Below are 18,064 nucleotides of genomic sequence, written 5' to 3' on the forward strand. Positions count from 1 at the left end.
GTGTCAGCCCTCAGTGACGCGTTCGCCGCTCGGCCGGGAGCGGTCGTCGACGACGGCCTGATCTCCCACTTCGGCGACCCGATGCGCGAACAGCGCGCGCTCGCCGCCGGTACCGCAGCAGCCCCCCTCGCCGATCGCGTCGTGATCGAGGTCGCGGGGGAGGACCGGCTCAGCTGGCTGGACTCGATCACCTCGCAGGCGGTTTCCGGGCTCCGCGCCGGCGACAGCTCCGAACTGCTCGTCCTCGATCCTCAGGGACGCGTGGAGCATGCCGCGGGTGTGCTCGAGGATGGGTCGTCGGTGTGGCTCATCGCGGATGCCGCCGACGCCGAACCGCTCGCCACCTGGCTGCAGCGCATGGTCTTCCGCTCGCGGGTGACCGTCGCCGTTCGCAGCGATCTGGAGCTGGTCGGCTTCTTCGCCGGCGGGGACGCCGAGACCGCAGTGCGCGCGATCGCCGCCGCGCCGCACGGGGCGCCGCTGGTGTGGTCCGACCCGTGGACGGCCGTCCAGGCCGGTGGATACCAGTACTCGCTCATTGCCGATCACCCCTCGGCGGACTACGCATGGCGGGTCGCGATCGTCGAGGCGGATGCCGCGGCACCCGCCGAGCTCGAAGCCGCCGGCGTCCTCGCCGCCGAGTCGCTGCGCATCGCAGCCTGGCGGCCCCGCTGGTCCGGCGAGGTCGATGAGCGTTCGCTGCCGCACGAGTCGGACTGGATCCGCAGTGCCGTGCACCTGAGCAAGGGCTGCTACCGCGGCCAGGAGACCGTCGCGAAGGTGCACAATCTCGGGCACCCGCCGCGGCGTCTCGCAGCGCTCCACCTCGACGGGAGCGACGACGTCCTGCCGCCCGCCGGTGCCCCCGTGTTCGCCGGTGACGACGAGGTGGGTCATGTCACCTCGGTCGCACGCCACTTCGAGGACGGACCGATCGCGCTGGCGATCCTGTCGCGCAGGGCACCGATCGGGGATCTGGTCGTGCGCGCCGATGGAATCGACATCGCGGCCGCGCAGCAGGTGATCGTCCCGGCGGATGCCGGCGCCACCGCCGACGTGCCGCGCCTGACGCGGCTCTCCCGCCGTCCGGCCGGACAGGACCCGCGCAAGGCATAAGGGCCAGGTGGGGCACAGGCCTATCTCGGGGCGACCGACTCCCACGGAACGGTGAGCTCGCCCAATCGCCAGCGACCGCGGTTGCCGAGGACCGGCCGACCCTGGTCCTTCAGCGCCGTGACCGCGGCGAGAAACCGTTGCGTCGCCCCGAACGCCGACAGCGGTGCCGCACGATCCCACTCGCGGTCCAGCGCGACCAGCAGATCGTGGATGCCCTCGCCGGGGACGTTGCGGTGGATCAGCGCCTTCGGCAGTCGCTCCGCGACGATGCCCGGGCGCTCCAGCTCCGCCAGGCGCAGTGAGATCGTGAAGCGCATCGGCGTTCCGGTCGGTGCGACGTCGATCCAGCTCGCGATGCGGCCGATCTCGTCACAGGTGCCTTCGACCAGCATCCCGTCGGGCGCCAGGCGGGCCGTCATCGACCGCCACGCCGCGGGAACGTCGTCCTCGTCGTACTGGCGCAGCACGTTCATGGCGCGGATCACTGCTGGCCGCCGGTCGCCGGCGAGGGGCACCTCGAAGCCGCCGCGGGCGAATGACACGCGAAGGTCGGGCGGGAACGTCGTGCGGCCTGCGCGCACAGCGTCGAGCTGTGCGCGGGCGGCGATCACGCGTTCCGGATCCAGCTCGAAGCCCATCACCTCGACGTCGAGGCGGATCTTCGCGAGTCGCGCGGCGAGTTCGAAGGCGGTCACCCCGCTCGCGCCGTAGCCGAGGTCGATGACCAGTGGATCGGCCGCATCGCGGAAGGCGTCGCTCGCCGCGATCCAGCGGTCGTTGCGGCGGAGTCGGTTGGTCCCCGTGGTGCCCCTGGTGGGGCGGCCGAGAGGGGATGACGCCATGGCCCCATTGTCCCATCGTCCTAGACTGGGGTCATGACCCGCACTCTCATCCTGCTCCGCCACGGCCAGAGCGAGTGGAACGAACTGAACCTGTTCACCGGCTGGGTGGACGTCCGCCTCACCGAGCAGGGCAAGACGGAAGCACGCCGCGGCGGCGAGCTGATCGCCGAATCGGGTCTGCTGCCCGATGTGCTGCACACCTCGCTCCTCAGCCGCGCGATCCAGACCGCCGACATCGCCCTGGACTCCGCCGACCGGCTGTGGATCCCGGTCAAGCGCACCTGGCGTCTCAACGAGCGTCACTACGGCGCGCTGCAGGGCAAGGACAAGGCCCAGACCCTCGAGGAGTTCGGCCCAGAGCAGTTCCAGCTGTGGCGTCGTTCGTTCGACGTGCCGCCGCCGCTCCTCGACGATGACAGCGAGTTCAGCCAGGTGAACGACCCCCGCTACGCCGACATCGACGGCGAGGTGCCCCGCACCGAGTCGCTCAAGATCGTCATCGACCGCATGCTGCCGTACTGGGAGAGCGAGATCGTCCCCGACCTCGAGGCCGGCAAGACGGTTCTCGTCGCCGCGCACGGCAACTCGTTGCGCGGTCTGGTCAAGCACCTCGACGGCATCAGCGATGACGACATCGCAGCCCTCAACATCCCCACCGGCATCCCGCTGGTCTACGAGCTCGACGACAACAACGTGCCGACCGGTCCCGGCCGCTACCTCGACCCCGAGGCCGCAGCCGCCGGTGCCGCCGCGGTCGCATCGCAGGGCAAGAAGTAGCGCCGAGCCCCCGCTTTCACGCCGAGACCCCGTCGCGCTGACGTCAGCACGACGGGGTCTTGACGTGAAGAGGGGGTGTCAGGCCTCGTCCGGGTGCGCGGCAGGCTCGCTCAGGGCGGCCGCGGCGTGCGCCTCGGCCGCGAGGGCGATGTCCTCTTCGCCGGCAGCCCAGTCGCCGGTCGCGAGGTAGACGACCTTCTTCGCGATGGCGACGGCGTGGTCGGCGAAGCGCTCGTGGTAGCGGCTGGCCAGGGTCGCGTCGACGGTCGCCCCCGCCTCGCCCTTCCAGTTGTCGCTGAGCACCTTCTCGAAGACCTTGGCGTGCAGCTCGTCGATCTCGTCGTCAGCATTGCGGATGTCGTCGGCCAGCCGCAGATCCTGCGTGCGCAGCAGCGCCGACAGGGTGCGTGCGACCTCGACGTCGCGCTCGCCCATCTTCGAGAAGGTGCCCTTCAGGCCCTTCGGGATGGCGCGCTCGGGGAAGCGGAGGCGCGCGAGCTGCGCGATGTGCTCGGCCATGTCGCCCATGCGCTCCAGTGAGGCGCTGACGCGGAGGGCGAACACGACGATGCGCAGGTCACGTGCGACCGGCTGCTGGCGGGCGAGGACCTCGATGGCGAGTTCGTCGAGGCTGATGGTCAGCTCGTCGATGTGGGCGTCGTCGGCGATCACCTCTTCGGCCAGACCCACGTCGCTGTTCGCGAAGGCGCGGGTGGCCTTGTCGATGGCCACCGCGACGAGATCGGTGATCTCCACGAGGCGGGTCTGGATATCCTCGAGGGACTGATGGAAGACTTCGCGCATGAGCGTCGCAACCTTTCGTTCGGGGCTCGGGCCGCCCGGCCCGCCGATGGTGGCGCGGCACGGTTCGCACGCCCACCGAGATTGTGTTCGCCGAAGGTTAACAAATGGTGCCGGATAGGTGAATACTACTTCTTCGCCACCCGGGAAGCCCCGGATTCCGGCGTGAGACGAGGTGAACGAGCCCTACGCTGAGATCATGACCTCGCCGAACACCGCGCTCATCGCCCTGGCCGTCGGCCTGGTGATCGGCATCGGCCTCTCGGCGCTGGTCGCATGGGCGTACCGGGCGCGCGCGCGGGTCGTCGAAGCGGCGTCGTCGGTCGTTCCGCAGGGGACCGCGGATGTGCTCGACAGCATGGACGACGCAGCGTGCGTCGTCGATGCATCCGGACTGGTGCTGGCGATCTCGCATGCCGCCGCCCGGTTCGGCATCGGCGTAGGTTCGACCCTCGACAACCAGGAGCTGCGGCAGCTGGTGCGAACGGTGCGCTCGACGGGAGCGTCCGCCACAGAGACGATGCGCATCACCCGCTCGGGCGCAGCCCTCGACCCGCGCCTGGTGTCGGCGCGGGCGAGCGCGCTGGGCGGGCAGCTCACGCTGCTCATCATCCGTGACGTGACCGAGCAGGAGCGCCTGGACCAGGTGCGCCGCGACTTCGTCGCCAACACCAGCCACGAGCTCAAGACGCCGGTGGGCGCGGTGAGCCTGCTCGCCGAGGCGATCGAATCCGCCGCCGACGACCCGGCGCAGGTTCGGATCTTCGCCTCTCGCATCTCCGCGGAGGCCGCCCGTCTCGGGCAGCTCACCGGCAGGATCATGAGCCTGTCGCGGTTGCAGGCGGCCGACGGCATCACCGACTTCGACACCGTCGCGATCGACGAGGTCATCGCCTCATCCATCGAGGGGCACACGGTGCAGGCCGACTCCGCCGGCGTCGGACTCGCCCGCGGCGGCGACCGTGGCGCGTACGTGCGCGGAGACGCCCAGATCCTCATCGAGGCCGTCGGGAATCTCATCGCGAACGCGATCGTGTACTCGCCGAAGGGCTCGCGCGTCGGCGTGGGCGTGAAGGTGGATGCCGCGACCGTCGAGATCGCCGTGTCGGATCAGGGCATCGGGATCGCCGACGCCGACCGCGATCGCATCTTCGAGCGCTTCTACCGCGCGGATGAGGCGCGATCGCGCCGTACCGGAGGCACCGGGCTCGGACTGTCGATCGTCAAGCACGCGACGCAGCGGCACGGCGGCGAGGTGCGGGTCTGGTCCCGGCCCGGCCGCGGATCGACATTCACGATCGTTCTCCCGCGCCTCGACGTGCCGGTGCCGGAGACAGCCCGGAAGATCAAGAAGACGAAGCGCGCGCGGAAGGCCGACAAGGCCGCCGATCCCACGCGCATCCGAAACGGAGAGAACGCATGACCCGCATCCTTCTCGTCGAGGACGAGCCCGATCTCGCAGACCCGCTCGCGTATCTGCTGCGCCGCGAAGGCTACGAAGTGGAGATCGCCGAGGACGGCCCCGGCGCACTGACGTCCTTCCGAGAGCGCGGTGCCGACATCGTGCTGCTGGATCTCATGCTCCCGGGGATGCCGGGAACCGAGGTGTGCCGGCAGATCCGCTCGAGCTCGGCTGTGCCGATCATCATGCTCACCGCGAAGGACTCCGAGGTCGACATCGTCGTGGGGCTCGAGCTCGGGGCCGACGACTACATCACCAAGCCCTATTCGTCGCGCGAGCTGCTTGCCCGCATGCGCGCGGTGCTGCGCAGGATCGCTCAGGCCGACAGCGACCTGGACGAGCGCGTGCTCGAGGGCGGTCGCGTCGCACTCGACATCGACCGCCACACGGTCACGGTCGACGGCTCCGAGATCAACATGCCGTTGAAGGAGTTCGAGCTGCTCGAGGTGCTGATGCGCAACTCCGGCCGCGTCCTGACCCGCGGCCAGCTCATCGACCGGGTCTGGGGCAGCGACTACTTCGGCGACACCAAGACGCTGGACGTGCACATCAAGCGCATCCGCTCGCGGATCGAGCAGAACCCGGGTGAGCCGGTCATGCTCGTGACCGTTCGCGGGCTCGGCTATCGCTTCGAGGGCTGAGAGCCGCCGAGTTCCGCGCCTGACAGACGCAGAAGAGGCCGGCATCCGCTCGGATGCCGGCCTCTTCTGATGCGAGAGGTCAGTTCTCTACGGGGGCGAGGTCCGAGTAGTAGGGGAGCGTGCCGTCCAGGACCGGGAGCTCGGCCGCGGAGCCGGTGGCGTCACCGGACTGGAAGTAGACCTCGACCGTGGCACCCGGCATCGTGTCCAGGTCATCGATGCGCAGCGGCTCGGCATTCGCGCCGAGGCTCAGAGTGTCACCAGCGCCGACGCGCACCGTCAGCGGCTCGGCGCCCTCGAGCTCGACCGTGAGAACCTCCGCCTGCTTGGTGGGGTTCACGATCGCGGCGACGAGGTTGCCGGTCGAGCCGTCCTCGGTCGCGATGATCATCGCGTTGCGGATCTGGAGAGGACCGTCGGAGTCGGGGATGTTGATGCCGTCGGATGCCGAGTACTGGATCTCGGTCGACTGCGGGGTGATGAACGTGCATCCGGTCGCACCGAGCAGAACGAGGGCGCTGACGGCGGCTGACGCAACAAGGCGCGATTTCACGGATCCTCCTGGAGCTGTGGGACGTCCTGTCCATTCTATGGGTATCGACCGGGCTCGCAGGGACGATGAGGGAGCAAACCTTAGCGCATATCCCCTGTGGTATTCTGGAGGTTGCCGAAAGGACACGATTTATGCTTTTTGAGGTTGGCGAGACGGTCGTCTATCCGCACCACGGGGCCGCGACGATCATCGAGGTCAAGGATCGCGTCATCAAGGGCGAGACGAAGAAATATCTGAAGCTCAATGTCACGCAGGGCGACCTGATCATCGAGGTGCCTGCAGAGAACGTCGACCTGGTCGGCGTGCGCGATGTGATCGGCCAGGAGGGTCTCGATCACGTCTTCGAGGTGCTCCGCGCGCCGTTCACGGAAGAGCCGACGAACTGGTCGCGTCGTTACAAGGCGAACCTTGAGAAGCTCGCCTCCGGCGACGTGATCAAGGTCAGCGAGGTCGTCCGCGACCTGTGGCGTCGTGATCAGGACCGCGGTCTTTCCGCAGGGGAGAAGCGCATGCTCGCCAAGGCGCGCCAGATCCTCATCTCCGAGCTCGCGCTGGCTGAGAAGTGCGACGAGGAGAAGGCCGGCGCACTGCTCGACGAGGTTCTCGCGTCCTGACGAACGACGAGGCATGCTCGCCTCGCTAGGGTGAGATCGTGACTCTCATACCCGTTCCGACGACGGCGATCATCATCGTCGCGGCCGGTTCCGGTACGCGCCTCGGCGCGACAGCGCCGAAGGCGTTCGTCGGAATCGACGAGCGATCCGTGTTGCGCCATGCGCTCGACGGCGTCTTCGCCGCGTCGCCTGCGCAGGTGATCGTCGTCGCGCCCGCTGGACACGAGGGGGATGCCGAGAGCGAGCTCCTCGCCGCAGCCGGCGACCGCAGTGATCTTGGGCGAGTCGTCGTCGGCGGCGAGACCCGGCAGCAGTCGGTCGCCGCCGGCCTGAGGGCGCTGTGGGGAGACATCACGACGGTGCTCGTGCACGACGCCGCGCGCGCGCTGACCCCGCCCACGCAGATCGACGCCGTCGCGGAGGCCGTGACCGCCGACACCGGCGTCATCCCCGTGCTGCCGGTCATCGACACGATCAAGCGCGTGGACGAGGAGCGCATCGTCGCCGCCGTCAACCGTTCCGAGCTCGCGGCCGCCCAGACGCCGCAGGGCTTCCCGCGTGCGCTGCTCGAGAGCGCGTACGCGCTCGCCGACGAGGTCGAGTACACCGACGACGCCGCGCTGTTCGCCGCAGCCGGCCATCCCGTCCGTCACATCACCGGCTCCGCACGTGCCTTCAAGATCACGACGGCCGATGATCTCGAACGCGCGCGGCAGCTGCTGGCGGACATGCCTGGAACCGTGCGCCCTCGTGGGCACCACGGCATCCCCGGCATCGCGGCCATCCCGCGCATCGGGATCGGCACCGACGTCCACGCGTTCGGCGGGGAGGGGAACCTGTGGCTCGCAGGGCTGGAATGGCCGGGGGAGCCGGCGCTGTCCGGGCACTCCGACGGGGATGCCGTCGCCCACGCCATCGTCGACGCGCTCCTGGGAGCCGCGGGGCTCGGCGACATCGGGCAGCACTTCGGCACCTCGCATCCCGAATACGCCGACGCGCACGCCGACGTCTTCCTCTCCCGCACACGCGAACTGCTCGGAGAGGCCGGCCACGTCATCGGCAACGTCTCGGTGCAGTTCCAGGGCAACCGTCCCCGGTTCAGCAGCCGGCGCGCCGAGGCCGAGGAGGCGCTGTCGGCCGCGCTCGGCGGGGCAGCGGTCTCGGTGTCCGCGACCACCACGGACGGCCTGGGGTTCACCGGCCGGGGTGAGGGCATCGCCGTCACAGCCGTCGCCCTGGTGCTGCCGCAGTCCTGACCCCGCCGTCATTCCGCGGAAACATGCACGTGCGAGCATTGGCCCATGTGGGAGTTCCGCGATGACGATCTGACCGGCGCGCAGACTCGCGCGTTCGTGTCGTACCACCTCGCGCAGATGCATGCTCAGTCGCCTGCCGAGAGCGTGCATGCGCTGGACGTGGATGCGCTGCGTTCACCCGAGATCCGATTCGTCACCGCATGGCGTGGCGATGAGGTGTGCGGGATGGGCGCCTACCGGCGGATGCCGGTGCACGAAGCCGAGGTGAAGTCGATGCGGATCGCCGAAGCCATACGTGGCCTCGGCCTCGGGAGACTGCTGTTGCGTCACCTGATCGACGGGGCGCGCAGCGAGGGCATCGGCGTCCTCTGGCTCGAGACCGGATCGTCGGCGGACTTCCGCGCGGCCCGAGGTCTGTACCTCTCCGAGGGGTTCGTCCGGTGCGACCCGTTCGGCTCGTACCGGGAGGATCCGGAGTCGGTGTTCTTCCGCCGCGAGATCTGACCGCGGGACTCATACGGGATTCCCGCTGGTGCCGCCGGGTACGCTGGAGCAGTGACACTCCGCCTCTACGACACCCGCGCACAGCAGCTGCGCGATTTCGTGCCTCTCGACCCCGAGAACGTCACGATGTACGTGTGCGGACCCACGGTGCAGTCCGGCCCGCACATCGGTCATGTCCGCGCGGCGCTGAGCTTCGACATCCTGCGTCGCTGGCTGGCCCACCGCTACGGGCGCGTCACCTTCGTGCGCAACGTCACCGACATCGACGACAAGGTCCTCGTGAATGCGACGGATGCCGAGCCGTGGTGGGCCCTGGCGTATCGGATGGAGCAGGAGTTCACGGCCGCGTACGCCGGCATCGGCATCCTCCCGCCGACGTACGAGCCGCGGGCGACGGCATCCATTCCTCAGATGCAGGAGCTCATCACCGCCCTGATCGAGCGCGGGCACGCGTACCCGGCTCCGGACGGCTCGGGGGACGTGTACTTCGACGTGCGCTCGTGGAACGAGTACGGCGCGCTCACGCATCAGTCGATCGACGCCATGGAGGCCGCAGAGGACGCGGATCCGCGCGGCAAGCGAAACCCGCAGGACTTCGCGCTCTGGAAGGGCAGCAAGCCCGGCGAACCGGCGGATGCCACGTGGGCATCCCCATGGGGCGCGGGGCGCCCCGGCTGGCACATCGAGTGCTCCGCGATGGCGAAGCGCTACCTGGGGTCCGAGTTCGACATTCACGGCGGCGGTCTGGACCTGCGCTTCCCGCATCACGAGAACGAGCTCGCCCAGTCGACTGCAGCCGGCGACGGCTTCGCCCGCTACTGGGTGCACAACGGGCTGGTGACCGTCGGCGGACAGAAGATGTCGAAGTCGCTCGGCAACTTCACCCTCGCCGCAGACGTGCTCGCCGAGCACGACCCTCTCGTGGTGCGCTACGCGCTCGCCGCCGCGCACTACCGCTCGAGCCTCGATCTGTCGGCGTCCTCCTTCAGCGAAGCGGAGGCGGCGCTCGACCGCATCGAGACCTTCCGCGAGCGCGCGCTGCGCGCGGCGGACGCTGATCCTGCCGTTCTCGTGCCCGGTGATGTGCCCGATGCCTTCAGCGTGGCGATGAACGACGACCTCGGCGTGCCGCAGGCGCTCGCGGTCGTGCACGACGCCGTGCGCGCGGGAAACTCGGCGCTGGATGCCGGCGACACGTCAGCGGCGATCGATGCCGCTCGATCACTCGCGGCGATGCTCGACGTGCTCGGCCTCGGCGCCGGAGCATCCGATGCCACGGCGGGAGGCGCCGCAGCATCCGCTCTCGATGCGCTGGTGCGCACGATGATCGACCAGCGCGCACAGGCGCGCGCCGACAAGGACTGGGCTGCGGCGGATCGCATCAGAGATGCCATCGCCGCGGCAGGAATCACGCTGGAGGACACTCCGGCCGGAACTCATTGGAGTATCGATGGCTAAGCCAGGACGCCCGGGAGCGGGCAACAGCAAGAAGAAGGGCGCCCTCAAGGGCACCGGCGGACTCGGACGCAAGTCACTGGAGGGTCGCGGCCCGACGCCTAAGGCCGAGGATCGTGCCTGGCACGTCGCCGGCAAGCGCAAGGCCGCGAACGAGCGGTACGCCGCCGCCGGCGGCAAGGGACGTCCCGGCGGACGCCCGGCCACGGGCAGCAACCCGAACCGATCGCCCAAGGCCAAGGCGGGCGACGACACCGAGAACGTGACGGGTCGCAACTCCGTTCTGGAGGCCCTGCGCGCCAAGATCCCCGCGACGGCGTTCTACATCGCCCAGCGCGTGGAGATGGACGACCGCGTCAAGGAGATGCTGTCGATCGCGACCCACCGAAACATCCCGGTGCTCGAGGTCACCCGCCAGGAGCTCGACCGCATGGCCGGCTTCGACGGCGTGCACCAGGGCGTCGCGCTCAAGGTGCCGCCGTACGAGTACGCGCACCCGCAGGACCTGCTGGAGCAGGTGATCGACCGCGGCGAGATGCCGCTGTTCGTCGCACTCGACGGCATCACCGACCCGCGCAACCTCGGCGCCATCATCCGCTCGACCGCAGCGTTCGGCGGCCACGGCATCATCCTGCCGCAGCGCCGCTCCGCCGGCGTGAACTCCGCGGCGTGGAAGACGAGCGCGGGAGCCGCCGCGCGCATCCCCGTGGCGATGGCGACCAACCTGACGACCCAGCTGAAGGAGTTCAAGAAGCAGGGCGTCTTCGTGATCGGTCTCGACGGCGGCGGCGATGTCTCCCTTCCCGAGCTCGCACTCGCCGACCGCCCGGTCGTGATCGTGGTCGGCTCCGAGGGCAAGGGGCTCTCTCGTCTGGTGACGGAGAACTGCGACCAGATCGTCTCGATCCCGATCTCGGCAGCGACAGAGTCCCTCAACGCCGGCATCGCGGCATCCGTCGCGCTGTATCAGGTGGCGACTTCGCGGGCGAGCGCGCGGGACTGAGCTCGTCGCGGAATACTTGCCGCGGCACGTTGTTTCAGTTCGACAGGACGCCTTTTCGCGTCCGTCGTCCACGAAGGGAATCACATGTCACGCATCGCCGTCATCGGAGGCACCGGCTACGCCGGGTCGAACATCGTCGCAGAGGCCGTTTCCCGCGGCCACTCGGTGATCTCGATCGCCCGCTCGATCCCCACCGAGCGCGTCGAGGGCGCGGTGTACCTGGAGGGCAACATTCTCGACGTCCCGAGCCTGCTCGAGCAGATCGACGAGGCGGATGTCGTCATCCAGGCGATCTCGCCCCGCGGTGACATGGTCGGCAAGGTGCGTCCCGCGACGGCCGAGCTGTTCGAGGCGCTTCCCGAGAACGTGCGTCTCGGCGTCGTCGGCGGCGCCGGCGGCAGTCTGGTCGCCCCCGACGGTCCGCGTCTGGTGGATGCCGGATTCCCGGAGGAATTCAAGGCCGAGGCGCTCGAGGCGATCGGCGTCCTGGAGGACCTCCGCGCCGACACCAGCGGCCGGGACTGGTTCTTCGTCCACCCCGCCGGCGGCTTCGGCAACTGGGCGCCGGGGGAGCGCACCGGAACGTACCGCGACGGCGGTCCCGTCCTCGTCACCGACGACAACGGCGACTCGTACATCTCGGGCCGCGACCTGGGGGTCGCGTTCGTCGACGAGATCGAGAACCCGAAGCACTCCCGCGAGAACTTCGCCGTCGGCTACTGATCCCCCGAGATTGCATTCCGCGGCCGAGATACCGGGAATTTCCGTGCGTCTCAGCCGCGGAATGCAATCTCACACAAGGTCGCGCCAGTCGACCTCGGCGTCGTCGTCCGGCACCGGAAGCGTGCCCGTCACCACCGGCAGGCTCATCGTCTCGGTCGGCGGCCCCATGATGGTCGCTTCGTCGCGGCGATGACGCAGCACGTCATTGATGTACGAGGTCAGCACCTCGGCCAGCGGAATCGACCGCCCGTTCGCCTGTGACAGGTACCACCGGTGCTCCAGCACCTGGTGGAAGACCTCCGCGGGCTCCAGCTTCGCTCGCAGCTCGTAGGGGATCGCACGTACAACCGGCTCGAACACGCGAGTGAGCCATTCGTGCGCGTACATCTCCTCGTCGGCCCACTCCTTCTTCGAGCGGGCGCGGAACTCGTCCAGGTCGTTCAGCAGCCGCCGGGCCTGGTTCTCCTCCACATCGAGTCCGGTCAACCGGATGAGTCGGCGCTGGTGGTGCCCCGCGTCGACGACCTTCGGCTGGATCTGCACGACCGTGCCGTCGACGGTCGTCGTCATCGACATCTCGTCGATGTCGAAACCGAGGGCGTTCAGACGCTCGACGCGTTCGGTGATGCGCCAGGTCTCGTTCGCGGAGAAGGACTCCTCTGCGGTCAGTGCCGCCCACAGCGAGTGGTACGAAGAGACGATGCCGTCGGCGATGGCGACGGCATCCACGCCATGCTCCAGCCGCCCACCGGCGGCGAGGTCCATGATCTCGCCGGCGATGTTCGTGCGGGCGAGGTCCAGGTCGTACAGCCGCTGACCCTCGGTGAGACCCTCCTCGTGAAGCTCACCCGTCTCGGCATCCACCAGGTACGCGGCGAAGGCGCCCGCGTCACGGCGGAACAGCGTGTTCGACAGCGACACATCGCCCCAGTAGAAACCCACGTTGTGCAGGCGGACCAGCAGCAGCGCCAGCGCATCGACGAGGCGCGTGGCGGTGTCGGGGCGCAGCACCCTCGTGAACAGCGCCCGGTACGGCATCGAGAACCGCAGATGCGCAGTCACCAGCACTGCGGGCAGCGCCGTGCCGTCGGCATCTGTGCGTCCGGCGATGACCGCCACCCGGTCCACGCACGGGACATCGAGCCGGGCGAGGTTGCCGAGCATGTCGTACTCGCGCTGCGCCATCTCGGCCGTCGTCTCCTTCACCGCGACGACGCGGCCGGACAGATCGGCGAACCGCACCAGGTGACGGGAGAGGCCCTTGGGCAGGGACACGATGCGCTCGGACGGCCACTTCGCCAGCGGAGTCGACCACGGCAGCGCGAGCAATTCGGGGTTGACCTTGCTGGCGGTTATTCGAAGTGCGTTCTGCATGATGCCCCTCGGGAAACGACGCGGCGCGGGCGACCAGATGGTCAGCCCGCGCCGCGCGATGGAACTTATCAGGCCGAGACGACCGGCTTGTCGTTCAGTCGCAGGCCCGACTCGATGTCGAACGCGTGGATGTGTCCGGCGTTCGCTGCGAGGGTGACGGTCTCGCCCGCGTTCGGGTGGCTGCGACCGTCGACGCGCGCGACGATGTCGGTGCGCTTGCCGTTGATGTCGGTGTGGCCGTAGAGGTAGCCGTCTGCACCGAGCTCTTCGACCAGATCGACGGTGACGGAGAGGCCCTTGCCGTCGGCCGGTCCGACCGTGATGTCCTCGGGGCGGACGCCGACGGTGACCTGGCTGCCGTTGGCGCGGCCGACCGTGTCGCGGTCGAGCGGAACGACCTCGGTGCCGAACTGCACGCCGCCCTCGGCGAGGTCCGCCGAGAAGAGGTTCATGGCAGGCGAGCCGATGAAGCCGGCGACGAACACGTTCTCAGGCTTCTCGTACAGGTCGCGCGGGGTGCCGACCTGCTGCAGGAGGCCGTCCTTGAGGACCGCGATGCGGTCGCCCATGGTCAGTGCCTCGGTCTGGTCGTGGGTGACGTAGACCGTGGTGACGCCGAGGCGGCGCTGCAGCGATGCGATCTGCGTGCGGGTCTGCACACGGAGCTTGGCGTCGAGGTTCGACAGCGGCTCGTCCATGAGGAACACCTGCGGCTGACGGACGATCGCGCGGCCCATCGCTACACGCTGACGCTGACCACCCGAGAGGGCCTTCGGCTTGCGGGTGAGGTACTCCTCGAGGTCGAGCAGCTTGGCGGCCTCGAGCACGCGAGCGGCACGCTCCTCCTTGCCGACGCCGGCGATCTTGAGCGCGAAGCCCATGTTCTCGGCGACGGTCATGTGCGGGTACAGCGCGTAGTTCTGGAAGACCATCGCGATGTCGCGGTCCTTCGGCGGGACGTCGGTGACGTCGCGGTCGCCGATCAGGATGCGACCCTCGTTGACCTCTTCGAGGCCGGCGAGCATGCGCAGGGAGGTCGACTTTCCACAGCCGGAAGGGCCGACCAGGACGAGGAACTCGCCATCGGCGACCTCGAGATTCAGCTTGTCGACGGCCGGGCGGGTTCCGCCGGGGTACAGCCGAGTGGCGTCGTCGAACGTTACAGATGCCATTGTTTCTCCTTCACCGGCAGGTACGTGCCGGACGATCCGTTGTGATGGAAGCGGTGAGGATGCCTCGCCGTGGCCCGCCATCGGGCCGGTTTCAGTATGGCACGAACGAGACCGCCTGGGTATTTCCCAGCCTGGCTCGTTAACATCGAGTGTGGTCCTGCTTCTTCAGCGGACACCGGGGAACCCGTCCCCACCAGACTTTCAAGAGGAACGATGTCGAGCGACGAAACGCCGAATGTCCCCTCCCCTCGCAATTCCCGTGAGGCGGTTCGGGAGAAGGCCCAGCAGGTGCACGCCAAGCAGTCGAGGGCGCGCATCATGCGACGCGTCATCATCGGTGCCGTGGCGATCGTCGCCGTCGGCGCGATCGGCACTGCCGTGACCCTGGCGGTCACGTCCAGCGTGTCCGAGCCGTCCCTGGATCCGCAGGGTCTTGCCGGTGACGGCATCGAGGTCAACAGCATCTCCGACGGCGACATCGAGACCGTGCCGTCGACTCCTGCTCCGGATGAATCCGCCGCAGGGACCGAGGAGCCCGCCGAACCGACGCCGGATCCGACGGCAGCGCCCGCGGCCGACGTGCACGTCTACGTCGATTACCTCTCGCCGGGATCCGGTGAGTTCGAGCGCGCGAACAGCCGGCAGCTCGCCGGTTGGATCGACGAGAACGCGGCGACCGTGACCTATCACCCCGTGTCGATGCTCACGGCGAGCTCGAACGGCACCAAGTACTCGCTGCGTTCCGCCGCCGCGGCGGCCTGCGTCGCCACCCACTCACCGGACAAGTTCTACGCGTACAACCACGAACTGCTCGTCGACCAGCCCGACGTCGACAGCAGCGGTCGCAGCGACGTCGAACTGGCCGACCTCGCGGTCGCGGTCGGTGTGGACACTCCGAAGGTGGTCCGCTCCTGCATCGAGGGCCAGGACTTCGTCACCTGGGCGAAGGAGGCCACCTCCCGCGCTCTTGCCGGTCCGCTCGACGGCTCGGATGACCTCGTGCTCACCAGCGCGCCGATGATCGTGGTCAACGGCGAGGTGTACGTCGGTGCACTCGACGACCCCGCCGAGTTCTCGCAGTTCGTGCTGACCGTCGCCAGCGAGACCGAGCCGACCGCCACGCCCACGCCGACGCCGACCGCGACGCCGACGCCGTAGTTTCCGACGCGTCCGCGCGGCTCGCTAAGCTGTAGGACGTTCGCCGACTTAGCTCAGCTGGTAGAGCACCTGTCTTGTAAACAGGATGTCACGGGTTCGAATCCCGTAGTCGGCTCCACATTTCAGTCGTCCTTCTTGCCATTGTTCGACTTCTCGGAGTTGCCCGAGTTGTTGCCGGGACCCTTGTTGGGGTTGGCGACCTTGTCGGAATTGCCCTGATTGCTCTGCTCGTCATCGACGGTCGTCGTGTTCGTCGTCTCCTGTGGCGTCGACGCGTCGGGTTCGGGTTCGGTCTCGGCGTCGGCAGGTTCGGGCTGCGGGTCGAGGGAGACGAACGTCGCCACGCGCGCGGGGGAATCGTTCGGCGTGCCGGTCGCCCACATCCCGGTCAGGACGATGCTCGCCACGGCGAGGGCACCGGCGCCGGCGAGCATCCCGGCGCGGATCCTGCGCCCCCGGCTGCGCGGCGCAGGGGACTCGGCGGTGTACGCCCTGGTTGCCGCAGTGGATTCGCCCGCGGCCGCCGCCGCTGCGGTGAGCGGTGCAGTCATCGGCGCAGTGCCCGCCTCGACACGCATTGCCGACACACTCTCCGCGACCTCCGCCGCTGTGGGACGTTCATCGGGTCGGGTGCGTGTCATCCGCGTGAGGAGATCCGTCCATTCGGATCCGAGGCCCTCGGGGATCTCGGGCGAGGCGGTCAGACGCCGCAGCGCCGTCTGCACCTGCCCTGCCACAGGGAATGCGGGCTGTCCGGTGAGCGCCTCGAGAAGCACCAGGCCCAACGAGTACACGTCCACCGCAGGGGTGAGTTCGGACGCCTCCACCTGTTCCGGAGCCATATAAGCAGCCGTGCCGATGGCGACGCCGGGAGACGTCAGGCGCGCATCATCGGGCCCGAATGCGATGCCGAAGTCGGTGAGCTTCGGAGTCCACGTGCCCGCGCGGCGCCCGGGCGCCAGCAGCACGTTCGAGGGCTTGACGTCACGATGGATGATCCCCGCCTCGTGGACGACCTCCAGCGCCTGGGCGAGGTTCAGCGCCAGGAGCGCCGCCTCCGTTCGCGACAGCGCACCGCGGGAGAGCCGGGTGGCGAGCGTCGGCCCGTCGACGTACTCCATCGCCAGATACCGCGGATGCTCCGGATCCAGCCGTGCGTCGTAGAGGGTGACCAGCGCAGGATGGTTCAGGCTCGCGAGGACGGCGCTCTCGGTGCGCGCCCGGTCGGCGGATGCCGTCTGCTCATCGGGCCCACGGAGCAGCTTGATCGCCACAGTCCGTCCGAGCACCATGTCTTCTGCGCGGTACACGGTGGCGGTTGCGCCGCGTCCGATGTGCTCGCCCAGGCTGTACCTGCCGTCGAGGACGGCCTCGGTCGGTTCGTCGCAGACCGTGTTCATTCGATCCTCCTGATGCGCGGGTCGGGAGCCCGCGGATCGGGATGAATCTATGGCGCCGATCGGTTCGCGTCTGCGGCCTTGACCAACCGGCGCGAACGTGCAAGCCGGTGCGTCAGTTGGCGCTGCCCGGCCGGCGTCCGCGCCGCGGCCGGTTGTGCCATGCCTCGATCGCCTCGGGCGTGAGGTCATCGCGATCCCACAGGTAGCCCGAGACGTTGCCGATCGGATCGATGAACGCGTCGCTGGCCGCGGACGCCTCACCGGCATCCCGGCGGCGCATCGTCTGCCGCAGCGACACCGGCGTGACGCCGAGGAGGGCTGCGACTTCGTCGATCGTCGCGTACCGGGCGGCGAACCGCGACTCCGTGGTGCCGTCGCGCAGCGCGCGCGGACGTGCCTTCTTCTCGTCGGTCATGCTCGCCTCCCACTCGTGCGCCCCACGATAGCCGACGCCCGTGCCGACGCGGATAGCATGGCGGCATCGACGACCTCGTCTCCCGCCTCGACGTGCCGGGCACGCACAACTTCCGCGAGGTCGCCCCCGGGATGCTGACGCCCGGTCGCCTGTACCGGTCCGACGCGTTGCACCGGCTCACGCGCGACGGACGACGCACGCTGAAGGAACTCGGCATCGGGCAGGTCATCGATCTGCGCTCGGCGTTCGACCGCCGCATCGGCGGCCGAGACAGGCTGCGCGGCACGGGAGCCGCTTACCTCTCCGTCCCGATCGACGGCACCCCGCCCGATCGCAGTCGCTTCGATCCGAACACGTTGACGCTGTTCGACGTGTATCGGGCCGTCCTGACCCGCCATCAGGAGCACCTCGGGCTCGTGATTCGCGCGATCGCATCGGCGGATGGCGCCGTGGTGGTGCACTGCACCGCGGGCAAGGACCGCACCGGTCTGGTCGCGGCCCTGGTCCTCGCGGCGGTCGGCATCGAGCGGGACGTCATCGTCGCCGACTATGCCGCCACCGCGGCGAACCTGTCGGGGGAGTGGACCGAGCGGATGCTCCGCAAGGTGCGGCGCTTCCGCGTCCCGATCACCGACAACCTGATCGAGATCCTCTCCGGGTCGCCGCCGGCGATGCTCATCGACACCTTCGACTGGCTCGACAGCGAGCACGGGGGAGTCCTGGCCTACCTCGAGGCGGCCGGGGTCGACGGAGCCGCTCGCGATCGCCTGCGGAGGTCACTGCTTCCGGCAGGCTGAC

19 protein-coding genes and 1 tRNA gene are annotated in these 18,064 nt (G+C 69.0%); 13 read left to right on the plus strand and 7 right to left on the minus strand.

What is annotated here, in order from left to right; all coding sequences use genetic code 11:
- Entirely contained in the window at positions 1-1,116 is a 1,116-nt protein-coding gene (ygfZ, locus tag MAE01_RS11935; protein ID WP_229718276.1) for a CAF17-like 4Fe-4S cluster assembly/insertion protein YgfZ, read from the plus strand.
- A gap of 20 nt (positions 1,117-1,136) precedes the next feature.
- Here the strand turns inward: ygfZ and MAE01_RS11940 are convergent, their stop codons facing one another.
- On the minus strand, positions 1,137-1,958 hold the full coding sequence (locus tag MAE01_RS11940) for a class I SAM-dependent methyltransferase (protein WP_147039786.1): 822 nt from the start codon (positions 1,956-1,958) through the stop codon (positions 1,137-1,139).
- A 33-nt stretch (positions 1,959-1,991) separates the two neighbouring features.
- Between MAE01_RS11940 and MAE01_RS11945 the strand changes: the two genes are divergently transcribed.
- Complete coding sequence (locus MAE01_RS11945) at positions 1,992-2,735, plus strand: phosphoglyceromutase (RefSeq protein WP_147039787.1); 744 nt, start codon at positions 1,992-1,994, stop codon at positions 2,733-2,735.
- A gap of 78 nt (positions 2,736-2,813) precedes the next feature.
- On the opposite strand, the gene phoU is transcribed toward MAE01_RS11945, so the two are convergent.
- Positions 2,814-3,539, minus strand: coding sequence for a phosphate signaling complex protein PhoU (phoU, locus tag MAE01_RS11950; RefSeq protein WP_147039788.1), 726 nt, complete (start codon positions 3,537-3,539; stop codon positions 2,814-2,816).
- A gap of 196 nt (positions 3,540-3,735) precedes the next feature.
- Here phoU and MAE01_RS11955 point away from each other — a divergent pair, with 196 nt between their 5' ends.
- Both MAE01_RS11955 and MAE01_RS11960 read left to right on the plus strand, forming a co-directional pair.
- Positions 3,736-4,959 (plus strand): sensor histidine kinase, encoded by a 1,224-nt coding sequence (locus MAE01_RS11955; protein WP_147039789.1) that lies wholly within the window; start codon positions 3,736-3,738, stop codon positions 4,957-4,959.
- Positions 4,956-5,639 (plus strand): response regulator, encoded by a 684-nt coding sequence (locus tag MAE01_RS11960; protein WP_147039790.1) that lies wholly within the window; start codon positions 4,956-4,958, stop codon positions 5,637-5,639. Before MAE01_RS11955 ends, MAE01_RS11960 begins: the two co-directional genes overlap by 4 nt.
- A 79-nt stretch (positions 5,640-5,718) precedes the next feature.
- Here MAE01_RS11960 and MAE01_RS11965 read toward each other — a convergent pair whose 3' ends face one another.
- Positions 5,719-6,192 (minus strand): DNA modification methylase, encoded by a 474-nt coding sequence (locus MAE01_RS11965; RefSeq protein ID WP_147039791.1) that lies wholly within the window; start codon positions 6,190-6,192, stop codon positions 5,719-5,721.
- 131 nt (positions 6,193-6,323) lie between these two features.
- On the opposite strand from MAE01_RS11965, the gene MAE01_RS11970 reads away from it, so the two are divergent.
- The 6 genes from MAE01_RS11970 (at position 6,324) to MAE01_RS11995 (ending at position 11,747) form a co-directional block, all read left to right on the plus strand.
- Positions 6,324-6,806: a CarD family transcriptional regulator gene (locus MAE01_RS11970; protein WP_147039792.1), complete on the plus strand. Its 483-nt coding sequence runs from the start codon at positions 6,324-6,326 to the stop codon at positions 6,804-6,806.
- 38 nt (positions 6,807-6,844) lie between these two features.
- Positions 6,845-8,062 carry a 2-C-methyl-D-erythritol 4-phosphate cytidylyltransferase gene (gene ispD, locus MAE01_RS11975; protein ID WP_147039793.1) on the plus strand — a complete coding sequence of 406 codons (1,218 nt, stop codon included), beginning with the start codon at positions 6,845-6,847 and terminating at the stop codon, positions 8,060-8,062.
- A 45-nt stretch (positions 8,063-8,107) separates the two neighbouring features.
- Positions 8,108-8,566, plus strand: coding sequence for a GNAT family N-acetyltransferase (locus MAE01_RS11980; protein ID WP_147039794.1), 459 nt, complete (start codon positions 8,108-8,110; stop codon positions 8,564-8,566).
- A 51-nt stretch (positions 8,567-8,617) separates the two neighbouring features.
- Positions 8,618-10,024: a cysteine--tRNA ligase gene (cysS, locus tag MAE01_RS11985; RefSeq protein WP_147039795.1), complete on the plus strand. Its 1,407-nt coding sequence runs from the start codon at positions 8,618-8,620 to the stop codon at positions 10,022-10,024.
- On the plus strand, positions 10,017-11,024 hold the full coding sequence (rlmB, locus tag MAE01_RS11990) for a 23S rRNA (guanosine(2251)-2'-O)-methyltransferase RlmB (RefSeq protein ID WP_147039796.1): 1,008 nt from the start codon (positions 10,017-10,019) through the stop codon (positions 11,022-11,024). The genes cysS and rlmB overlap by 8 nt, the downstream gene beginning before the upstream one ends.
- Before the next feature lie 84 nt (positions 11,025-11,108).
- A complete protein-coding gene (locus tag MAE01_RS11995; protein ID WP_147039797.1) occupies positions 11,109-11,747 on the plus strand; it encodes an NAD(P)-dependent oxidoreductase in 639 nt (212 codons plus the stop codon).
- 69 nt (positions 11,748-11,816) lie between these two features.
- On the opposite strand, the gene MAE01_RS12000 is transcribed toward MAE01_RS11995, so the two are convergent.
- Both MAE01_RS12000 and MAE01_RS12005 read right to left on the minus strand, forming a co-directional pair.
- On the minus strand, positions 11,817-13,121 hold the full coding sequence (locus MAE01_RS12000) for a DUF4032 domain-containing protein (RefSeq protein ID WP_147039798.1): 1,305 nt from the start codon (positions 13,119-13,121) through the stop codon (positions 11,817-11,819).
- A 68-nt stretch (positions 13,122-13,189) separates the two neighbouring features.
- A complete protein-coding gene (locus tag MAE01_RS12005) occupies positions 13,190-14,293 on the minus strand; it encodes an ABC transporter ATP-binding protein (protein ID WP_147039799.1) in 1,104 nt (367 codons plus the stop codon).
- A gap of 213 nt (positions 14,294-14,506) precedes the next feature.
- On the opposite strand from MAE01_RS12005, the gene MAE01_RS12010 reads away from it, so the two are divergent.
- Positions 14,507-15,451: a DsbA family protein gene (locus MAE01_RS12010; protein ID WP_147039800.1), complete on the plus strand. Its 945-nt coding sequence runs from the start codon at positions 14,507-14,509 to the stop codon at positions 15,449-15,451.
- A 42-nt stretch (positions 15,452-15,493) separates the two neighbouring features.
- Positions 15,494-15,569: transfer RNA gene (locus tag MAE01_RS12015), tRNA-Thr, on the plus strand.
- A 4-nt stretch (positions 15,570-15,573) separates the two neighbouring features.
- Here MAE01_RS12015 and MAE01_RS12020 read toward each other — a convergent pair.
- Both MAE01_RS12020 and MAE01_RS16005 read right to left on the minus strand, forming a co-directional pair.
- The gene (locus MAE01_RS12020) at positions 15,574-16,851 is read right to left on the minus strand and encodes a serine/threonine-protein kinase (protein ID WP_186806230.1); all 1,278 of its coding nucleotides are present in this window, start codon (positions 16,849-16,851) and stop codon (positions 15,574-15,576) included.
- 112 nt (positions 16,852-16,963) lie between these two features.
- Positions 16,964-17,266 (minus strand): hypothetical protein, encoded by a 303-nt coding sequence (locus MAE01_RS16005; RefSeq protein WP_186806231.1) that lies wholly within the window; start codon positions 17,264-17,266, stop codon positions 16,964-16,966.
- 92 nt (positions 17,267-17,358) lie between these two features.
- Between MAE01_RS16005 and MAE01_RS12025 the strand changes: the two genes are divergently transcribed.
- On the plus strand, positions 17,359-18,063 hold the full coding sequence (locus MAE01_RS12025) for a tyrosine-protein phosphatase (RefSeq protein ID WP_147039802.1): 705 nt from the start codon (positions 17,359-17,361) through the stop codon (positions 18,061-18,063).
- Position 18,064 lies beyond the last annotated feature (1 nt).

The organism is Microbacterium aerolatum (genome assembly GCF_007988825.1).
Classification (GTDB): Bacteria; Actinomycetota; Actinomycetes; order Actinomycetales; family Microbacteriaceae; genus Microbacterium; species Microbacterium aerolatum.